Source organism: Micrococcus sp. KRD070, from assembly GCF_017168435.1.
Taxonomy (GTDB): Bacteria; Actinomycetota; Actinomycetes; order Actinomycetales; family Micrococcaceae; genus Micrococcus; species Micrococcus luteus.
In genome coordinates, this window is the sequence record NZ_JABFNH010000017.1 from 1 (window position 1) to 16,117 (window position 16,117).

Here is a 16,117-nt window from a genome sequence, read left to right on the forward strand (position 1 = left end):
GACAGCCCTCCGGCGACGCCCCCGCCGCACCGGCAGCCACCCCGACCGCCGCCTCGCCCCTGGCGGCGGCGCAGGTCGAGGACCCGAACGCCGACGGCTACGACTCCTTCATCGTCACCTACAAGGAGACCGCCGCCACCGCCCACGCGAAGGGCCGCGCGAACGCCTGGGGCAAGGCCGCGAAGGAGGCCGGCGTCTCCGTGAAGGAGCTGCGTGAGACCGCGCTCGGCTCCCGCGTGGTCAAGGCGGACCGCAAGCTGGATCAGGCCGAGTCCGCGAAGTTCATGGCCGACCTGAAGGCCTCCGGGGCGGTCGAGGCCGTGGAGCCGGACGCCATCCTCACCGCCACCGGCCTGAGCCCCGTGGACGCCCTCTACTCGCAGCAGTGGGGTTTCACCGGCACCCACGGCATGCGGGTCCCCGGGGCGTGGGACCGCACGGCGGGCTCCGGTGCGACCGTGGCCGTCATCGACACCGGCATCACCTCCCACCCGGACCTCGACCGCAACGTCGTGCCCGGCTACGACTTCATCTCCGACGGCAGGGCGGCGCGCGACGGCGGCGGCCGCGACTCCAACCCGCGCGACGAGGGCGACTGGTACGCCGCCGGCGAGTGCGGCACCACCGGCGCCTCCGACTCCTCGTGGCACGGCACCCACGTGGCGGGCACCGTCGCGGCCGTGGCCGACTCCCAGGGCGTCGTCGGTGTGGCCCCGAACGCGAAGATCCAGCCCATCCGCGTGCTCGGCAAGTGCGGCGGTTCGCTGTCCGACATCGCCGACGCGGTCGTGTGGGCCGCCGGCGGCACCGTGGCGGGCGTGCCGGCCAACCCGAACCCGGCGGACGTCATCAACATGTCCCTCGGCGGCTCCGGCATGTGCGGCACCACCTACCAGAACGCGATCAACGCGGCCGTCTCCCGCGGCGTGCCCGTCGTTGTGGCGGCGGGCAACGAGAACCAGCCCGCCGCCAACGTGCGCCCGGCCAACTGCCGGAACACCATCGTGGTGGCCGCCTCCACCTCGCAGGGCGCCCGCGCCTCGTTCTCGAACTACGGCTCCGCCGTGGACGTGACCGCCCCGGGCGCGAACATCATCTCGACCGTGAACAACGGCGCCACCACCCCGACGACGGCCGGCCACGCCGCCTACAACGGCACCTCGATGGCCACCCCGCACGTCGCGGGCCTGGCCGCCCTGCTGCTGGCCGAGCGGCCGAGCCTCACCCCGGCCCAGGTCGAGTCCACCCTCAGGTCCACGGCCCGCTCCATGCCGGTGACCTGCTCCGCGGGCTGCGGCGCCGGCCTGGCGGACGCCGCCAGGGCGGTCTCCTCCCTCGGTGGCAGCTCCTGACCGGAGCCCGCCCGGGCGCCGGGACCTCGTTGGTCGCCCAGGGCGGTTTCGAGCCCGGCGCCACGCTGACCGACGCCTGACGTGCTCGTCGGCTCTCGATGGCCGCTCCGCCGTGCGCGGGGCGGCCGTCGCCCGGGTGGACAGGCGACGCCGCCTGAGGTATCGTTCTTCGAGTTGTCACCCCCATGGGGCGACGCCCGGATCTTTAGCTCAGTTGGTTAGAGCGTTCGCTTCACACGCGAGAGGTCGCTGGTTCGAGTCCAGTAAGATCCACCGCAGCAGGGCCCTCCTCCGGGAGGGCCCTTTCGCATCCCCGGGCCGCGGTGCCGAAGGCCCCGGCGGGGGAGGTGTCGGCGTGGTTGGATGGACGCGTCGGCGGGGCTCGGCCCACCGCCGTCTCGCGTCCAGCGCCCGCATACGGAAGGAGAGGGTGAGCCGCATGGAGCAGGAGGGCACCCAGGAGCCGGCGCGGTTCGACCCCCACATCGCGGAGCCCCCGGCCGTCCCCACGCTCATCCCCGTGCTGCGCCCGGCCGGCGCCGAGGACGCCGCCGCTGTCGGCGACCTCGCGATCGACCCGGAGGACCCCGGCCTGCTCGACCTCGACCCGGCGGAGTCGGCCCACCCGGCCGCGGCCGCGGTCGCCGTCGAGCCGACCGAGCCGCTGCCGCCCGTGGTCCGCCCCGCCGCCGCCGATCCGGTCTCGACGCCGGCGCCGGAGCCGGAGGAATCGGCCGAGCCGGAGGCGGAGACGCTGCCGGAGCCGGCCGCGGACGCGCCCCTGACCGAGCCGCCGCTGTCCGAGCAGGTGCCCACCTCCGTCCTGGCGCCCGCGGAGGCCGACGGCGCCCTGCCCGCCCCGGATGTGATCCCCGAGCCGGACGTCACCGTCCCGGACCCGGTGGTCCCCGTGGGCCCGCCCGAGAAGCGCGGGCGTCGGCGGGGCCGGCGCTCCCGTGAGGTCTTCGTCGAGAACCTGCCGACGCAGGCGCTCGTGCTGGCCGACCGCCTGCACTCCTCGCCGTATGGGCGCCGCATGCGCTCCACGCTGCAGCAGCGCCGCGCGGAGGCGCAGGCCCTCGAGGCCCGCACCACCCTGGACTTCGCGCTCAAGCTGGGCGAGACGATGTTCAGCTTCGGGGCGGCCTCGCTGGACGTGGAGACCTCGATCATCGTGGCCACGCAGGCCTACGGGATCCTCGAGACCGAGGTGGACCTGACCAACCAGTCCATCTCCCTGAACTACGCGCCCGACTCCTCACGCGGCGAGGCCCCGTTCACCCTCCAGCGGGTGGTCCGCTCGGCCTCGGTGAACTTCGAGGGGCCCGTGGCCGTCCACCGGCTCGTCGAGGAGATCGCCGCGGGCGAGGTGGACCGGGCCGAGGCCCAGCGCCGGCTCGTGGAGATCCGGCATCAGCCCAAGCCGTTCCCCGCCGTCTTCGAGGTCCTCTTCTCCGGCGTGTTCGTGGCCTGCTTCGTGCCGTTCATCGGGGGGACCTGGACGGGCGCGGCCCTGGGCATGGTCTCCACCTGGCTGGTCTTCTGGCTCAAGGTCCAGGCGGACAAGGCGCGCTTCCCGGAGATCTTCTCCACGATGTTCGGGGCGATCACGGCCACGGTGATCGCGCTGATGGCCCACGCCCTCGACCTGCCGGTCAACCCGGCGCTGGTGATCGCCGGCGGCATCATGATGCTCCTGCCCACGGCGAGGTTCGTCACCGCGGTGCAGGACGCCATCCACGGCTTCCCGGTGACCGCCGCGGGCCGCTTCCTCTCCGCGCTGCTCGTGTTCGCCGGCGTGATGGCCGGGATCATGATCGCCGTGGGCATCGGGGATCTCCTGGGATTCGAACAGCTGGACCTGGCCGAGGCGGGGACGCTGAGCTATCCGCCGCTGCTGCTGCTGGGCCTCGTGATGGCCGCGGGCATGGCGGACGCGGTGGTGGAGCAGTCGCGGTGGCCCCAGATCCTGGCCTGCGGTCTCGTGTCCGGGGCCGGCTTCGGCGCGTACCTGGCGGCGCAGCAGATCGGGGTCAGCGACCGGCTGGTGCCCGCGGTCGCCGCGGCGGCGGTCGGGTTCCTCGGCCGCCTGGTGGCCCAGCGGCTCGCGGCCCCGGCGCTCGTGATCGTCCTGCCGTCCATGCTGTTCCTGCTTCCCGGACTCACCATGTTCCGGTCCGTCTACGGGTTCACCGTGGAGACCGGGGCCACGCTGCTGGGCGTCGAGGGACTGTTCAACGCCGCGGTCATCGTCGTGGCGATCGCGGCCGGCGTCGCCTTCGGCAACACCCTGGCCAAGCCGATCACCGACCGGATGGGCACGCTGCTGCCCACCGAACTCGTGATGCACCAGCGCGGCTGACCGGCGGCCCGGCTCAGTCGGGCAGGCGCCAGTCCACCGGGGCCGCGCCGGCCGCCTCGAGGAGCCGGTTCACCCGGCTGAACGGCCGGGAGCCGAAGAACCCGCGGTGGGCGCTCAGGGGCGAGGGATGCGGGGACTCCACGACGCCGGCCCCCGCCGCCGTCAGCAGCGGCGCCATGCGCCGCGCGTCGGCTCCCCACAGCAGCCCCACGAGCGGGGTGCCGCGCGCGCAGAGGGCCCGCACCGCGGCCTCCGTGATCTGCTCCCAGCCGAGGCCGCGGTGGCTGCCGGGTGCGCCGGCCCGCACGCTGAGGGCGCGGTTCAGCAGCAGCACGCCCTGGTCCGTCCACGCGGAGAGGTCCCCGTGGGCGGGCGGGGTGATGCCGAGGTCGTCGTGCAGCTCCCGGTGGATGTTGGCCAGGGAGCGGGGCAGCGGCCGCACGTGGCGGTCCACCGCGAAGCTCAGGCCGATCGGATGGCCCGGCGTCGGGTAGGGGTCCTGGCCCAGCACGAGGACGCGGACGTCCGCGAACGGCTGACGGAACGCCCGCAGGATGTGCTCCGGCGCCGGCAGCACCTGCTCTCCGGCCGCCCGGCGGGCACGCAGGGCCTCGCCGACCTGCTCGAACGCGGCGGCCTGCGGGGCGAGGGCCGCCTCCCAGCCCGGATCCAGGGGCGCGATGAACTCCATGCCCCGAGGGTAGACCGGGTGGGTACAGTGGCCGCCATGTCCCACCCCACGCCCGTCTCGCCCGATCCGGCCCCGGAGGAGGGTGCCCGCGCGCGTGCGCGACGGGACGAGCTGACGGACCTGGAGCGTGCGGTCCTGGACCTGGAGGCCGCCACCTGGCGGTACGGCGGGGCCAAGGACCACGCCGTCCGAGAGCGTCTGGGGCTGTCTCCGACCGCCTATTATCAGGTGTTGAACGGATTGCTGGACCGTGAGGCCGCCCTGGCCTACCGACCCCTGCTGGTCACGCGGCTGCTGCGCAAGCGCGGCACCCGCAGCCGGGCCCGGAGGGGACCCGCGGATCCGGCGCCGTCCACGCCCGCTTCCCGCCAGGAGAACTGACCCATGGCCTACCAGCCCGACCGCTTCGACGAGGTCCCCGAGTACACGGACCAGCGCGGCGCGCACCGCGAGTCCTTCGCCGCTGCCGGCGCGACCGCCGCGGGCGGGGGTCGCCGCCTGAGCCCGCTGCTCTGGGTGGCCGGCCTCGTCCTGCTCGCCGGCCTGTTCGTGGGCGTCGTCCTGCCGTGGCTCACCGGCGACCGCTCCGAGCCCGTCGCCGCCGAGAGCTCGACGACGGCCCCGGCTGCCGCGCCGTCGACGTCGGCGTCGTCCGTGTCCTCCTCGGCGTCCTCCGCGTCGGCGTCGACTGCGTCCGCGACCGAGTCCGCCACCCCGTCCGAGGACGCGGCGGAGGCGTCCCGTTCCGCGGCCGCGGCCGAGTCCTCGCGGGCGGCGCAGGAGGCGGCTGCCGCCGAGGCCGCCGAGTCGTCCCAGGCTGCCGCGTCGTCCCGTGCCGCCGCGGAGGCACAGGCGGCGGAGGCCTCGCGTTCCGAGGCCGCCGCGCAGTCCGCAGAGGCGTCCCGGTCGGCGGCGGCCGTCCAGGCGGCGGAGTCCTCGCGCGCCGCCGCGTCCCGTTCGGCCGCCGCGGCGGAGGCCTCGCGCTCGCAGTCCGCGGCCGCGTCGAGCTCCCGTGCGGCCGCGCAGTCTGCGGCCGCGTCGAGCTCTCGTGCGGCCGCGCAGTCTGCGGCCGCGTCGAGCTCTCGTGCGGCCGCGCAGTCTGCGGCCGCGTCGAGCTCTCGTGCAGCCGCGCAGTCCGCGGCCGTGCGCGGCACCCACGTCACCGTGTACAACGCGACCCGCACCCAGGGCCTCGCCGCCTCCTACGCGCAGCGGCTCACGGGCGCCGGCTACACCTCGGTGGACGCGAAGAACTGGAGCGGCTACGGCATCCAGTCCTCCACCGTCCTGTACAACGGCTCGGCCAACAAGGCCGCCGCCGAGGCGGTCGGCAAGGAGCTCGGCTTCCCGGTCATGCAGACCCCGAACCTGCAGGTGAACGGCGTCGCGGTGGTCGTCACCGGCTGATCCGCCCGTCGTGCGGCCGTGTCGGCCGCGCGCCCTTTCCGGCCCCCGGCGGGGCGCCTTCCGAGGCGTTCTGCCGGGGGCCGTCCGCCGTCCGCGGAAGGGCGGGCCCCGCACCGCAGACCTTTTGCACTCTCCCGGTGCGAGTGCTCATAATGGGGTTAGCACTCCGAAGGCGCGACTGCCAGCCGTACCCCGGCCGGTCCGGCGCCGTGGAGGAGGACCTGTCCACCGGTGAGGCCCCCAGGGGCCGTCCGTCGCGGGCATCGGCGCGGGTCAGCCACCAGCAGTAGGAAGCCGACGTCCAGAAAGGACCTGCACATGGCCAAGACCATCGCATTCGACGAAGAGGCCCGCCGCGGCCTGGAGAAGGGCCTGAACACCCTGGCCGACGCCGTGAAGGTGACCCTCGGCCCCCGCGGCCGCAACGTGGTGCTGGAGAAGAAGTGGGGCGCTCCCACCATCACCAACGACGGCGTCTCCATCGCCAAGGAGATCGAGCTCGAGGACCCGTACGAGAAGATCGGCGCGGAGCTCGTCAAGGAGGTCGCCAAGAAGACCGACGACGTCGCCGGCGACGGCACCACCACCGCCACCGTGCTGGCCCAGGCGCTGGTCCGCGAGGGCCTGCGCAACGTGGCCGCGGGCGCCGACCCGCTGTCGCTGAAGCGCGGCATCGAGAAGGCCGTGGAGGCCGTCACCTCCGAGCTGCTCTCCGCCTCCCGCGAGATCGAGACCAAGGACCAGATCGCGGCCACCGCCTCGATCTCCGCCGCGGACAAGCAGATCGGCTCCCTCATCGCCGAGGCCCTGGACAAGGTCGGCAAGGAGGGCGTCATCACCGTCGAGGAGTCCAACACCTTCGGCCTCGAGCTCGAGCTCACCGAGGGCATGCGCTTCGACAAGGGCTACATCTCCGGTTACTTCGTGACCGACGCGGACCGCCAGGAGGCCGTCCTCGAGGATCCCTACATCCTCATCGTCAACTCGAAGATCTCCTCCGTGAAGGACATGGTGGCGATCCTCGAGAAGGTCATGCAGTCGGGCAAGCCGCTGCTGATCATCGCCGAGGACGTCGAGGGCGAGGCCCTGGCCACCCTCGTGGTCAACAAGATCCGCGGTACCTTCAAGTCCGTGGCCGTGAAGGCCCCGGGCTTCGGCGACCGCCGCAAGGCCATGCTCGCCGACATCGCCATCCTCACCGGCGGCCAGGTCATCTCCTCCGAGGTGGGCCTGTCCCTGGAGAACGCGACCCTCGACCTGCTGGGCACCGCCCGCAAGGTGGTCATCACCAAGGACGAGACCACCATCGTGGAGGGCGCCGGCGACGCCGAGCAGATCGCCGGCCGCGTGGCCCAGATCCGCTCCGAGATCGAGAACACCGACTCGGACTACGACCGCGAGAAGCTGCAGGAGCGCCTCGCCAAGCTGGCCGGCGGCGTGGCCGTCATCAAGGCCGGCGCGGCCACCGAGGTGGAGCTCAAGGAGCGCAAGCACCGCATCGAGGACGCCGTGCGCAACGCCAAGGCCGCGGTGGAGGAGGGCATCGTCGCCGGCGGCGGCGTCGCCCTGATCCAGGCCGGCGCCAAGGCGTTCGGCGGCCTGCAGCTCGAGGGCGACGAGGCCACCGGCGCGAACATCGTCAAGGTCGCCATCGAGGCCCCGCTGAAGCAGATCGCCCTCAACGCCGGCCTGGAGCCCGGCGTCGTGGCGGACAAGGTCAAGACCCTCGACGACGGCCACGGCCTGAACGCCGCCACCGGCGAGTACGAGGACCTGCTGGCCGCCGGCATCAACGACCCGGTGAAGGTGACCCGCTCGGCCCTGCAGAACGCCGCGTCCATCGCGGGCCTGTTCCTGACCACCGAGGCCGTCGTCGCGGACAAGCCCGAGAAGGCCGCCGCCGGCGCCGAGGGCATGGACCCGATGGGCGGCATGGGCGGCATGATGTGATCAGCCGCTGAGCCGGCCCGGCCCGTTCGGGCGCCCAGCCTGCGAGGCCCGCCTCCCCGCCCGGGAGGCGGGCCTCGCCGCGTCCCGGGTCAGCACCGGGGCGCCCCGCTCAGGCCGACAGCGCGGCCCGTTCCGCCGCCAGGTTGCGGCGGGCGGCGGCCTCCCAGCGTGCTCGGCCGGGCGCGGTCCGATACAGCCGCTCGGCGTCCAGCAGGGCGTCCAGCACCTTGCTGCGACCGCGGACCCAGTCCGCGTCGGACACGTGCGCGTAGTCCCGCCGCACCGCGGCCACGTAGCGGGCGTAGGCCTCGGGGGAGCGGCCGAGGACCTCGAGGTCCGCGTCCGAGAGCACCGCCCCGGCCGCGTCGTGCGGGGCGGGGTCGTGGGCGGCGGTGAGCAGCACGAGGCGCGCCACCTCGTCGACGACGTCGGCCGGCACGGCCAGCCGCGGAGCGGTGAGCACGTCCCGGGCCAGGGCGGCCGAGTCCGCCTCGTCCTGGCCGGCGGGCGCGGTGGGGTCCCCGGCGTAGACGGCGTCGTGGAACCACGCGGCCAGGCGGACCGCCCGCGGATCCGTCCCGGTCTCTGCCCCCGCCCGCTCGAGCAGGTCCACGGACTCGAGCACCGCGAGCAGGTGGGCCGGGTCGTGGTAGTGCCGATGCGGCTCCGCCCAGCGGGCCAGCAGGTCGTGTCCCGCCGTCGTCACCGCGTCCGGGCTCGCCGCCGTGCCCTCGAACAGCCGCGCCCAGCGTCGGGCGAGGACCACGTCCCGCTTCTCGGCGCGGCTCCGGGCGGGCACGCGCAGCCCCGAGGCGGCGAGCCGGCGCACCAGCTCCCGTCCGGTGACGGGCACCGCCCCGCGGGCCACGAGCTCGGCACGTCGGTGCGCGGGCACGTCGTAGTGGTCCCGGTCGAAGGCCCGCTCCGAGAGCCCCGCCGCCCGCGCGAACGCGTGGAGCTCCTCGAGGGAGGCATCGGAGACGAGGTGGGAGAACACGGTGCCGTGGGCGGGCCACGCGGGCGGGTCGATCAGGACGGTCATGCCCCCACTCTAGGAAGCACGGACCGGGGCGCGGCCGGCCGGCCGCACCCCGGACCGTTCCGGGCGCTCAGAACCGGAACATCGCGGCGTTGGCGGTCTCGGCGTCCTGGTACTGGGTGGCGGCGGCGTCCATCGCGCGGCGGATGCCCGCCAGGGACTCCTCCACGCGCTGCTGGGTGGCGCGCCACTCGGTGAGCACGCCCTGGAAGTTCGCGGCCGCCTGGCCGCGCCAGGTGTCCTGCAGCTGGCGCAGGTTGGCCTCCATGGTGCTCACCTCCGCCTGGAGGCGGCCGATGGAGCCCTCCACCGCCCCGCTCTTGGCCCGCAGGTCCTCGACGTCGATCTGCACGATGCTCATGTGACTGTCCCCTCTGATGAGTGCTGATGGGCGGCGGGTGCCGCCGGGCACCACGCTAGGGACGCGCGTCGCGCCCGGCCGCCGGGTCGTCCTCGCCTGGGGACGGGACGCTGGCCTCGGGCGCCTGTGCAGGAGCAGAAGCCCGACGGCGGCGCTCGGCCGAGGCACGACGGAACCGCTCCGCCGCCCGCAGCAGGCGGCTGCTCCGGGCGGCGTCCGCGGCGCTGGCGCCGGCTCCTGACGGCGCGGTCAGGGCGAGGGGGCCGCTGGGCGGACCGGCCGCGTCGTCGTCGGTGTCCCGTGCGGACGGGCGCTCGTCCTCGACGTCCTCGTCCGCCTCGTCCTCGAACGGCGCCCACGGCAGGTGGACGGAGAAGGTGGCGCCGCCGCCCTCGGTCTCCAGCAGCCGGACGGAGCCGCCGTGCTGGGCCACGATCGCCGCGACGATGGCCAGGCCGAGCCCCGTGCCGCCCGTCTCGCGGTGCCGGGAGGTGTCCGCGCGGTAGAACCGCTCGAAGATGCGGGCGCGGTCCTCCTCGGACACGCCCGGCCCGTGGTCACGGATCTCGATCACGGAGCTGCGGCCCGCGCCGTCCGCCCCGGCCTGGCCGCCGAGGTGGTCGACGGTGCCGACCGCGATCTCGATGGGGGTGCCGGCGGGGGTGTAGCGCAGGGCGTTGGCCATGAGGTTCACCACCACCTGGCGCATCCGGTTCTCGTCGCCGAGGATGGGCGCCGGGGCCGCCCGGTCGCCGTCGGGGCCCACGAGGGTGACCTTGCGGTCCGGGGCGTTCACGGAGGCGTCCATCATGGAGTCCATCGCGAGGATGAGCAGGTCCACCGGGGCGTGCTCGAGGGGGCGCTGCTCGTCGAGGCGGGCCAGGGTGAGCAGGTCCTCCACGAGGCGGGTCATGCGGGTGGCCTCGGACTCGATGCGCTGCATGGCGGCGGCGACGTCCTCCTCCTCGCGCAGCCCGCCGTGCCGGTACAGCTCGGAGAATCCGCGGATGGTGACCAGGGGGGTGCGCAGCTCGTGGGAGGCGTCCTGCACGAATCGGCGCATCTTGTCCTCGGAGATCTCCTTGTCCCGGAACGCGGACTCGATGTGCGCGAGCATGGCGTTGAGGGAGCGGGAGAGCCGGCCCACCTCGGTGTCGGGCGCCGCGCTCTCCACGCGCTGGCTCAGGTCGCCGGCGGCGATCTTGGCGGCGGTGCGCTCCACGCGGTTCAGGGTGCGGAACGCGCGCTGGACCGCCAGGTTGGCCACGATCACGGTGCCCGCCGTCGCGAGCAGGCCGATGGTCACGACGATTGAGGTGACGCGCTCGACGGAGGAGGTCACGCTCTGCAGGGGCAGGGCCACGGCCATGGTGCCGTCGCCGCTGCTGAGCCCGTACAGCTGCACGCGCCAGCCGCTCGAGTCCGGCTGTGTGCCGGGCACCTCGAAGGAGGCGGAGCCGCGCTCGAGGGCCTCGGCCGGGGTGATGTCCGGCAGGGCCGGCTCGTCCGCGTCCGGCATCACCGGGGTCTGGACGACCCGCGCGCCCTCGTTGTCCCACACGACGCCGTAGAAGCGCAGGATGGGCAGCTGCGGCATGTAGTACTCACCGGTCTGGGCGACGTTGGCCAGGTACATCGAGACGGTGTCCCGGTTGGCGGCCATGTCCTCGTCCAGCTGGCGCACCGCCTCCTGGCGGAACAGCACCGCGGTCGCCACGGCGGTCACGGCGACCAGGGCCAGCATGAGCGCCGCGATCATCACGACCAGCTTGGTGCGCAGGGACTGCCCCTGCCACGCGCCCCTCAGCCAGGCGCGCGGATGGCGGACGCGGGCCGCCGCGGCGTCGAGCCGCGCACGCACGTCAGCGCTTGTCCGCGGTGCGGAGCATGTAGCCGACGCCGCGCTTGGTGTGGATCATCTTCTCGCGGCCGCCGACGTCGATCTTGCGGCGCAGGTAGGAGATGTAGGACTCGACGATCGAGGCGTCCCCGTTGAAGTCGTACTCCCACACGTGGTCCAGGATCTGGGCCTTCGAGAGCACCCGGTTCGGGTTCATCATGAGGTAGCGCAGCAGCTTGAACTCGGTGGGGGAGAGCTCCACGACCTCGCCGCCGCGGCGGACCTCGTGCGCGTCGTCGTCGAGCTCGAGATCGTCCACGCGCAGCACCGCCGCGTCGTCGTCGTCGAGGGAGGCAGTGCGGCGCAGCACGGCGCGGATGCGGGCGACCACCTCGTCGAGGGAGAACGGCTTGGTCACGTAGTCGTCACCGCCGACCGTCAGGCCGGTGATCTTGTCCTCGGTGCCGTCCCGCGCGGTGAGGAACACGACGGGGAAGTGACGGCCGGCGGAGCGCAGGCGGCGGGTCACGGTGAAGCCGTCCATGTCCGGGAGCATCACGTCCAGCACGGCCAGGTCCGGCTGGAACTCCTCGGCGGCGTCCAGGGCCTCCCGGCCGTTGGCCGCGGCCGTGACCTCGAAGCCGGCGTAGCGCAGGGACGTGGAGAGCAGCTCGCGGATGTTGGGCTCGTCGTCCACCACCAGGAGGCGTGCTTCGGGGTTCTGAGGCTGCATGGGGCCCAGTCAACCGCCCCGACCTGGGAACACCCTGAAAGGGTGCTGGATGTCACGGGGCGTCGTTGGCCCGACGGCTCAGGGGCGCGAGCGCCGGACGGCGCCCAGCACCACGTGCAGCAGCATCAGGCCGAAGCCGACGGGCAGGCCGAACAGCGCGAGCGCGAACAGCGCCGGGGACGCCGGCCACGCCAGGAAGTACGCGACCAGCAGGGCCACCAGGGCCAGAGCGGACACCGCCGTCACGGCCACGCCCAGCACCAGGACGACGCCACGACCGCCCCGGTGATCGGCGGGGTCGGCGGCGGGCGCGGAGGCGGGGAGGGTGGAGGTCCGAGGCATGCCCGCCACTCTAGTCGGGCTATCCTGCGAGGTCATTGACGACCACGTCCTCCGCCGTCCCCTCCGGGCGCACGGCCAGGCTGGTCCCACCGATGCCGCGGCGCACCGCCACGCCGGTGCCGGACCCCGCCGACCCGAGACGAGAGCACGGCCGCCCCTGCGGCGCCGGCCCGACGCGGTGGACCCACATGACGAGGAGCAGGTGACGCACATGCCCACCGGGCGCATCAAGTTCTACGACTCGACCAAGGGCTTCGGGTTCGCCCAGACGGACGAGGGCGAGGAGGTCCACGTGCCCGCCTCGGCCCTGCCGGCCGGGGTGACCGAGCTGCGCGGAGGCACCCGCGTGGAGTTCGGCGTGGCCGAGGGCCGCCGCGGCAAGCAGGCGCTCTCGCTGCGCGTGCTCGACGCCGCACCCTCGGTGGTCCGCAACCACCGACCCGGCGCCACCGAGATGGCCGTCCTCATGGAGGACCTCATCACGTGGCTGGACCAGACCTCCAACGGCCTGCGCCGCGGCCGCTACCCCCAGCGCGCCCAGGCGCAGAAGATGGCGCAGGTGCTGCGCCGTGTCGCCGACGATCTGGAGGCCTGAGCCATGACCACCCACGACGACGCCCCGCGCGTCGACCACCGGAGCCCCGACGCCGAGCCCGCGCCCGCGGAGGAGAGGGCGGCCGTGCCGCCCGCGCGTCGCCGGGCCCCGCGCCGCGACGAGCTGCTCGCCGCCGCCGTGGACGCCGCCCGCGCGGGGCTGGCCGGGCTGGCCGCCCCGGACGAGGTGGGGGAGCACGTGGACGTGCTCGTGGACGACGACCGGCTCCTGACGCACCGCTTCGCGTGCCGCATGCCCGGCTACGCGGGCTGGCTCTGGTACGTGACGATCGCCCGGGCCCCACGCGCCAAGCAGGTCACCGTGTGCGAGACCGGCCTCATGGCGGGGGAGGGTGCGCTCGTGGCGCCCCCGTGGGTGCCGTACGCCGAGCGCGTGAACGAGGAGGAGCGCGAGCGGCTCAAGGCCGTGGCCGAGGGCCGCGTGCCCGGCGCCCCGGCGCCTGAGACCGCGCCGGACGACCGCGGCTGAGACGGCGCGCCCCGGCTGACCCGCCGGGGCGGACACGCAACGGGCCCGCGGTGGAGTCCCCCGCGGGCCCGTGTCCCCGTCCGGGGACGGCTCAGGCCAGGCGCTCGACCACGTGGTCGATGCAGCGCAGCAGTGCCGCGACGTCCTCGGGCTCGATCGCGGCGAAGGTCGCGATCCGCAGCTGGTTCCGGCCGAGCTTGCGATAGGGCTCCACGTCCACCACGCCGTTCGCGCGCAGGGCCTGGGCGACCGCCGCCGCGTCGACGTCGTCGGAGAAGTCGACGGTGCAGACCACGGCGGAGCGGTCCTCGGACCGGGCCACAAAGGGCGTGGCGAAGGACGACGCCTCGGCCCACGCGTACACGCGCGAGGAGGAGTCGGCGGTGCGGGCGGTCATCGCGTCCAGCCCGCCCTGACCGTTCATCCAGCGCAGCTGCGCGTCCAGCATGACGAGCGTGGCCAGCGCGGGCGTGTTGTAGGTCTGGTCCTTGAGGGAGTTCTCCACGGCCGTGGCCAGGTCCAGGAACGCCGGGATCCAGCGGCCGGACTCCTTGATCTCCGCGACCCGCGCCAGGGCCCGCGGGGAGAACAGCGCGAGCCACAGACCGCCGTCGGACGCGAAGTTCTTCTGCGGCGCGAAGTAGTACACGTCCGCCTCGGACACGTCCACCGGCAGGCCGCCCGCGGCCGAGGTGGCGTCGACGACGACCAGCGCGTCCTCGTCGATGCCCGCGGGGCGGACGACGGGCGCCATCACGCCGGTGGAGGTCTCGTTGTGCGGCCACGCGTACACGTCGACCCCGGCCACGGCCTCCGGCTCGGGGCGGGTGCCCGGCTCGGAGGTGCGGATGTCCGACGGCGCCAGGAACGGCGCCTGGTCGGTGGCCTTGGCGAACTTCGAGCCGAACTCGCCGAAGCTCAGATGCTGGGCGCGCTCGCGGACCAGGCTGAAGGCGGCCGCGTCCCAGAACGCGGTGGAGCCGCCGACGCCGAGGATCACCTCGTAGCCCTCCGGCGCCGAGAACAGCTCGGCGACGCCCGACCGGACGCTCGCCACCAGGTCCTTGACCGGCTTCTGACGGTGCGACGTGCCGAGCAGCCCGGCTGCGTCCTGGAGCGCGCTCAGCTGCTCGGGGCGGACCTTGGAGGGGCCGGCGCCGAAGCGGCCGTCGGCCGGCAGCAGGTCCTGGGGGATGGTGATCTCGGCGGGGGAGGTCATGCGTGCTCCTGACGCTTCGGGGTCGCGGGTCGCGCCCATTCTCCCGCGCCCGGGACCACCGGCCGTCCACGTGACTCACGCCTCGCTAGGATGTCCGGGACGAAGAGCCCGAGGGAAGAGGACGTGCCATGACGGATCTGATCGACACCACCGAGATGTACCTGCGCACGATCCTCGAGCTCGAGGAGGAGGGCATCCCCCCGCTGCGCGCCCGCATCGTCGAGCGTCTGGAGCACTCCGGCCCCACCGTCTCCCAGACCGTGGCCCGCATGGAGCGGGACGGGCTGGTGCACGTGGGCGCGGACCGTCGGCTGGAGCTGACCGTGGCGGGCCGCGAGCGGGCCGTGTCCGTGCTGCGCAAGCACCGCCTGGCCGAGCGCCTGCTCGCGGACGTGATCGGCCTCGAGTGGGAGCTCGTCCACGAGGAGGCCTGCCGCTGGGAGCACGTGATGAGCGACCAGGTGGAGCGCCGCCTGCTCACGCTCCTGGAGAACCCCACCGAGACCCCCTACGGCACCCCGATCCCGCCCCGGCCCGAGCAGGCCTCCGCCGAGGACTGGAGCCGCGACATGGGCCTGGCGGGCGCCCGGCTCTCCGAGGAGGCCGCCACCGCCGGCCGGTTCCGCGTCCGCGGGCTGGCCGAGGGCGTGCAGACCGACCCCGAGCTGCTGGCCCAGCTGGCCGGCGCCGGCGTGACCCCCGGCCGTGTGGTGCGTGCCGAGGCCGCCCGCGACGCCGGGTACATCCGGGTCGAGGGCGAGGCGGAGGACGGCGCGGCCGCGGACGGCGGGGCCCTCGAGCTGGCCGAGGCCACGGCCGCGCACGTGTGGGTCGAGCGTCTCGACGGCTGAGGCGCGGCGCGCCGTCGTCGTGCGTGACGGGGGCGTGATGGCCCGGTGACGGGCCGGTGAACCTCTTCCGCCGCCGCAGGCGACACGCGGCGCGCCGATGCACCCGCGTCTAGCGTGGGGACACGACGCCCCTGTGTCCCCACGCTTCCGAGGCCCCCGATGCGCACACTCGTCCTCAACGCCGGCTACGAACCCCTCTCGGTCGTCTCCGACCGCCGGGCGCTGCTGCTCGTGGCCACCGGCAAGGCGAGCGTGCTCGAGGACGCCGGTGACCCGATGCGCAGCCCCACCCGCGCGTGGGGCCGGCCCCTCGTGATCCTGCTGCACCAGTACATCCGGGTGCCCCACACGGACGCGGCCCCGGTCTCCCGCAAGGGCGTGCTGCGCCGGGACGGACACCGCTGCGCCTACTGCGGCGCCCACGCCACCACCGTGGACCACGTGCGGCCGCGCTCGCGGGGCGGCGAGAACTCGTGGGAGAACCTCGTGGCCTGCTGCCTGCGCTGCAACGGGGCGAAGGCGGACCGCTCGCTCGAGGCCCTGGGCTGGCGGCTGCGGGTGGAGCCGGTGCGCCCGCGCGGGGCCCAGTGGCGGATCCGCGAGCTGGAGCGGCCCGCCGAAGCGTGGCGGGACTACCTGCGCCTGGCGGCCTGACGCCGGAAGCGGAATCGCGCCCGCCCGTGCCCGGCGGTTCCTAGATGTTGTGGGTCATGAGGTTCTTGCCACGGGGTACGGGCTGAGATGAGACGAGCGGGCCTCTCCGGGCGTGTCAGATGGTCTGTGTAAGCCGTACCGAGAGGAACGGTAAGAATCATGACCATGATCGACGAGAAGAACCCAGGCGAGCCCTCGGGCCAGGACCTGGTCGAGCAGCTGAAAGCCTCAG

At 74.1% G+C, this 16,117-nt stretch carries 16 protein-coding genes and 1 tRNA gene; 10 read left to right on the forward strand and 7 right to left on the reverse strand.

Features of this window, described 5'->3' with window-relative positions; all coding sequences use genetic code 11:
- From J1M38_RS05240 to J1M38_RS05250, 3 genes are all read left to right on the forward strand, one after another.
- Positions 1–1,352: S8 family peptidase (locus tag J1M38_RS05240; RefSeq protein WP_241246500.1), on the forward strand; the 1,352-nt coding region annotated here is incomplete at its 5' end.
- A 199-nt stretch (positions 1,353–1,551) separates the two neighbouring features.
- A tRNA-Val gene (locus J1M38_RS05245) sits at positions 1,552–1,625 on the forward strand.
- A 166-nt stretch (positions 1,626–1,791) separates the two neighbouring features.
- Positions 1,792–3,714 (forward strand): threonine/serine exporter ThrE family protein, encoded by a 1,923-nt coding sequence (locus J1M38_RS05250; protein WP_069941867.1) that lies wholly within the window; start codon positions 1,792–1,794, stop codon positions 3,712–3,714.
- A gap of 13 nt (positions 3,715–3,727) precedes the next feature.
- On the opposite strand, the gene J1M38_RS05255 is transcribed toward J1M38_RS05250, so the two are convergent.
- Positions 3,728–4,405, reverse strand: coding sequence for a uracil-DNA glycosylase (locus J1M38_RS05255; RefSeq protein WP_036382484.1), 678 nt, complete (start codon positions 4,403–4,405; stop codon positions 3,728–3,730).
- 36 nt (positions 4,406–4,441) lie between these two features.
- Between J1M38_RS05255 and J1M38_RS05260 the strand changes: the two genes are divergently transcribed.
- From J1M38_RS05260 to groL, 3 genes are all read left to right on the forward strand, one after another.
- The gene (locus tag J1M38_RS05260; protein ID WP_230282309.1) at positions 4,442–4,786 is read left to right on the forward strand and encodes a DUF3263 domain-containing protein; all 345 of its coding nucleotides are present in this window, start codon (positions 4,442–4,444) and stop codon (positions 4,784–4,786) included.
- Positions 4,787–4,789: 3 nt separating this feature from the next.
- Positions 4,790–5,812 carry a LytR C-terminal domain-containing protein gene (locus J1M38_RS05265; protein ID WP_206481377.1) on the forward strand — a complete coding sequence of 341 codons (1,023 nt, stop codon included), beginning with the start codon at positions 4,790–4,792 and terminating at the stop codon, positions 5,810–5,812.
- 318 nt (positions 5,813–6,130) lie between these two features.
- Positions 6,131–7,762: a chaperonin GroEL gene (groL, locus tag J1M38_RS05270; protein WP_063190186.1), complete on the forward strand. Its 1,632-nt coding sequence runs from the start codon at positions 6,131–6,133 to the stop codon at positions 7,760–7,762.
- 109 nt (positions 7,763–7,871) lie between these two features.
- Here groL and J1M38_RS05275 read toward each other — a convergent pair whose 3' ends face one another.
- The 5 genes from J1M38_RS05275 to J1M38_RS05295 all read right to left on the reverse strand — a co-directional run bounded on the left by J1M38_RS05275 (position 7,872) and on the right by J1M38_RS05295 (position 12,077).
- Positions 7,872–8,804, reverse strand: a complete 933-nt coding sequence (locus J1M38_RS05275; RefSeq protein ID WP_063190187.1) for a DUF4031 domain-containing protein — start codon at positions 8,802–8,804, stop codon at positions 7,872–7,874.
- Positions 8,805–8,871: 67 nt separating this feature from the next.
- Positions 8,872–9,162 (reverse strand): WXG100 family type VII secretion target, encoded by a 291-nt coding sequence (locus tag J1M38_RS05280; protein WP_010079419.1) that lies wholly within the window; start codon positions 9,160–9,162, stop codon positions 8,872–8,874.
- 55 nt (positions 9,163–9,217) lie between these two features.
- Positions 9,218–11,023: a HAMP domain-containing sensor histidine kinase gene (locus J1M38_RS05285; protein WP_069941954.1), complete on the reverse strand. Its 1,806-nt coding sequence runs from the start codon at positions 11,021–11,023 to the stop codon at positions 9,218–9,220.
- 1 nt (position 11,024) lies between these two features.
- Entirely contained in the window at positions 11,025–11,735 is a 711-nt protein-coding gene (locus J1M38_RS05290; protein ID WP_041103075.1) for a response regulator transcription factor, read from the reverse strand.
- 78 nt (positions 11,736–11,813) lie between these two features.
- A complete protein-coding gene (locus tag J1M38_RS05295; protein ID WP_041103073.1) occupies positions 11,814–12,077 on the reverse strand; it encodes a hypothetical protein in 264 nt (87 codons plus the stop codon).
- 211 nt (positions 12,078–12,288) lie between these two features.
- Between J1M38_RS05295 and J1M38_RS05300 the strand changes: the two genes are divergently transcribed.
- Both J1M38_RS05300 and J1M38_RS05305 read left to right on the forward strand, forming a co-directional pair.
- The gene (locus tag J1M38_RS05300; protein WP_020628350.1) at positions 12,289–12,672 is read left to right on the forward strand and encodes a cold-shock protein; all 384 of its coding nucleotides are present in this window, start codon (positions 12,289–12,291) and stop codon (positions 12,670–12,672) included.
- A gap of 3 nt (positions 12,673–12,675) precedes the next feature.
- The gene (locus J1M38_RS05305; protein ID WP_041103071.1) at positions 12,676–13,161 is read left to right on the forward strand and encodes a DUF3027 domain-containing protein; all 486 of its coding nucleotides are present in this window, start codon (positions 12,676–12,678) and stop codon (positions 13,159–13,161) included.
- A gap of 91 nt (positions 13,162–13,252) precedes the next feature.
- On the opposite strand, the gene serC is transcribed toward J1M38_RS05305, so the two are convergent.
- A complete protein-coding gene (serC, locus tag J1M38_RS05310; RefSeq protein ID WP_044659024.1) occupies positions 13,253–14,380 on the reverse strand; it encodes a phosphoserine transaminase in 1,128 nt (375 codons plus the stop codon).
- A 128-nt stretch (positions 14,381–14,508) separates the two neighbouring features.
- On the opposite strand from serC, the gene J1M38_RS05315 reads away from it, so the two are divergent.
- Together J1M38_RS05315 and J1M38_RS05320 are read left to right on the forward strand one after the other, a co-directional pair.
- Positions 14,509–15,231, forward strand: coding sequence for a metal-dependent transcriptional regulator (locus J1M38_RS05315; protein WP_020628347.1), 723 nt, complete (start codon positions 14,509–14,511; stop codon positions 15,229–15,231).
- 159 nt (positions 15,232–15,390) lie between these two features.
- Complete coding sequence (locus tag J1M38_RS05320) at positions 15,391–15,885, forward strand: HNH endonuclease (protein WP_020628346.1); 495 nt, start codon at positions 15,391–15,393, stop codon at positions 15,883–15,885.
- Positions 15,886–16,117 lie beyond the last annotated feature (232 nt).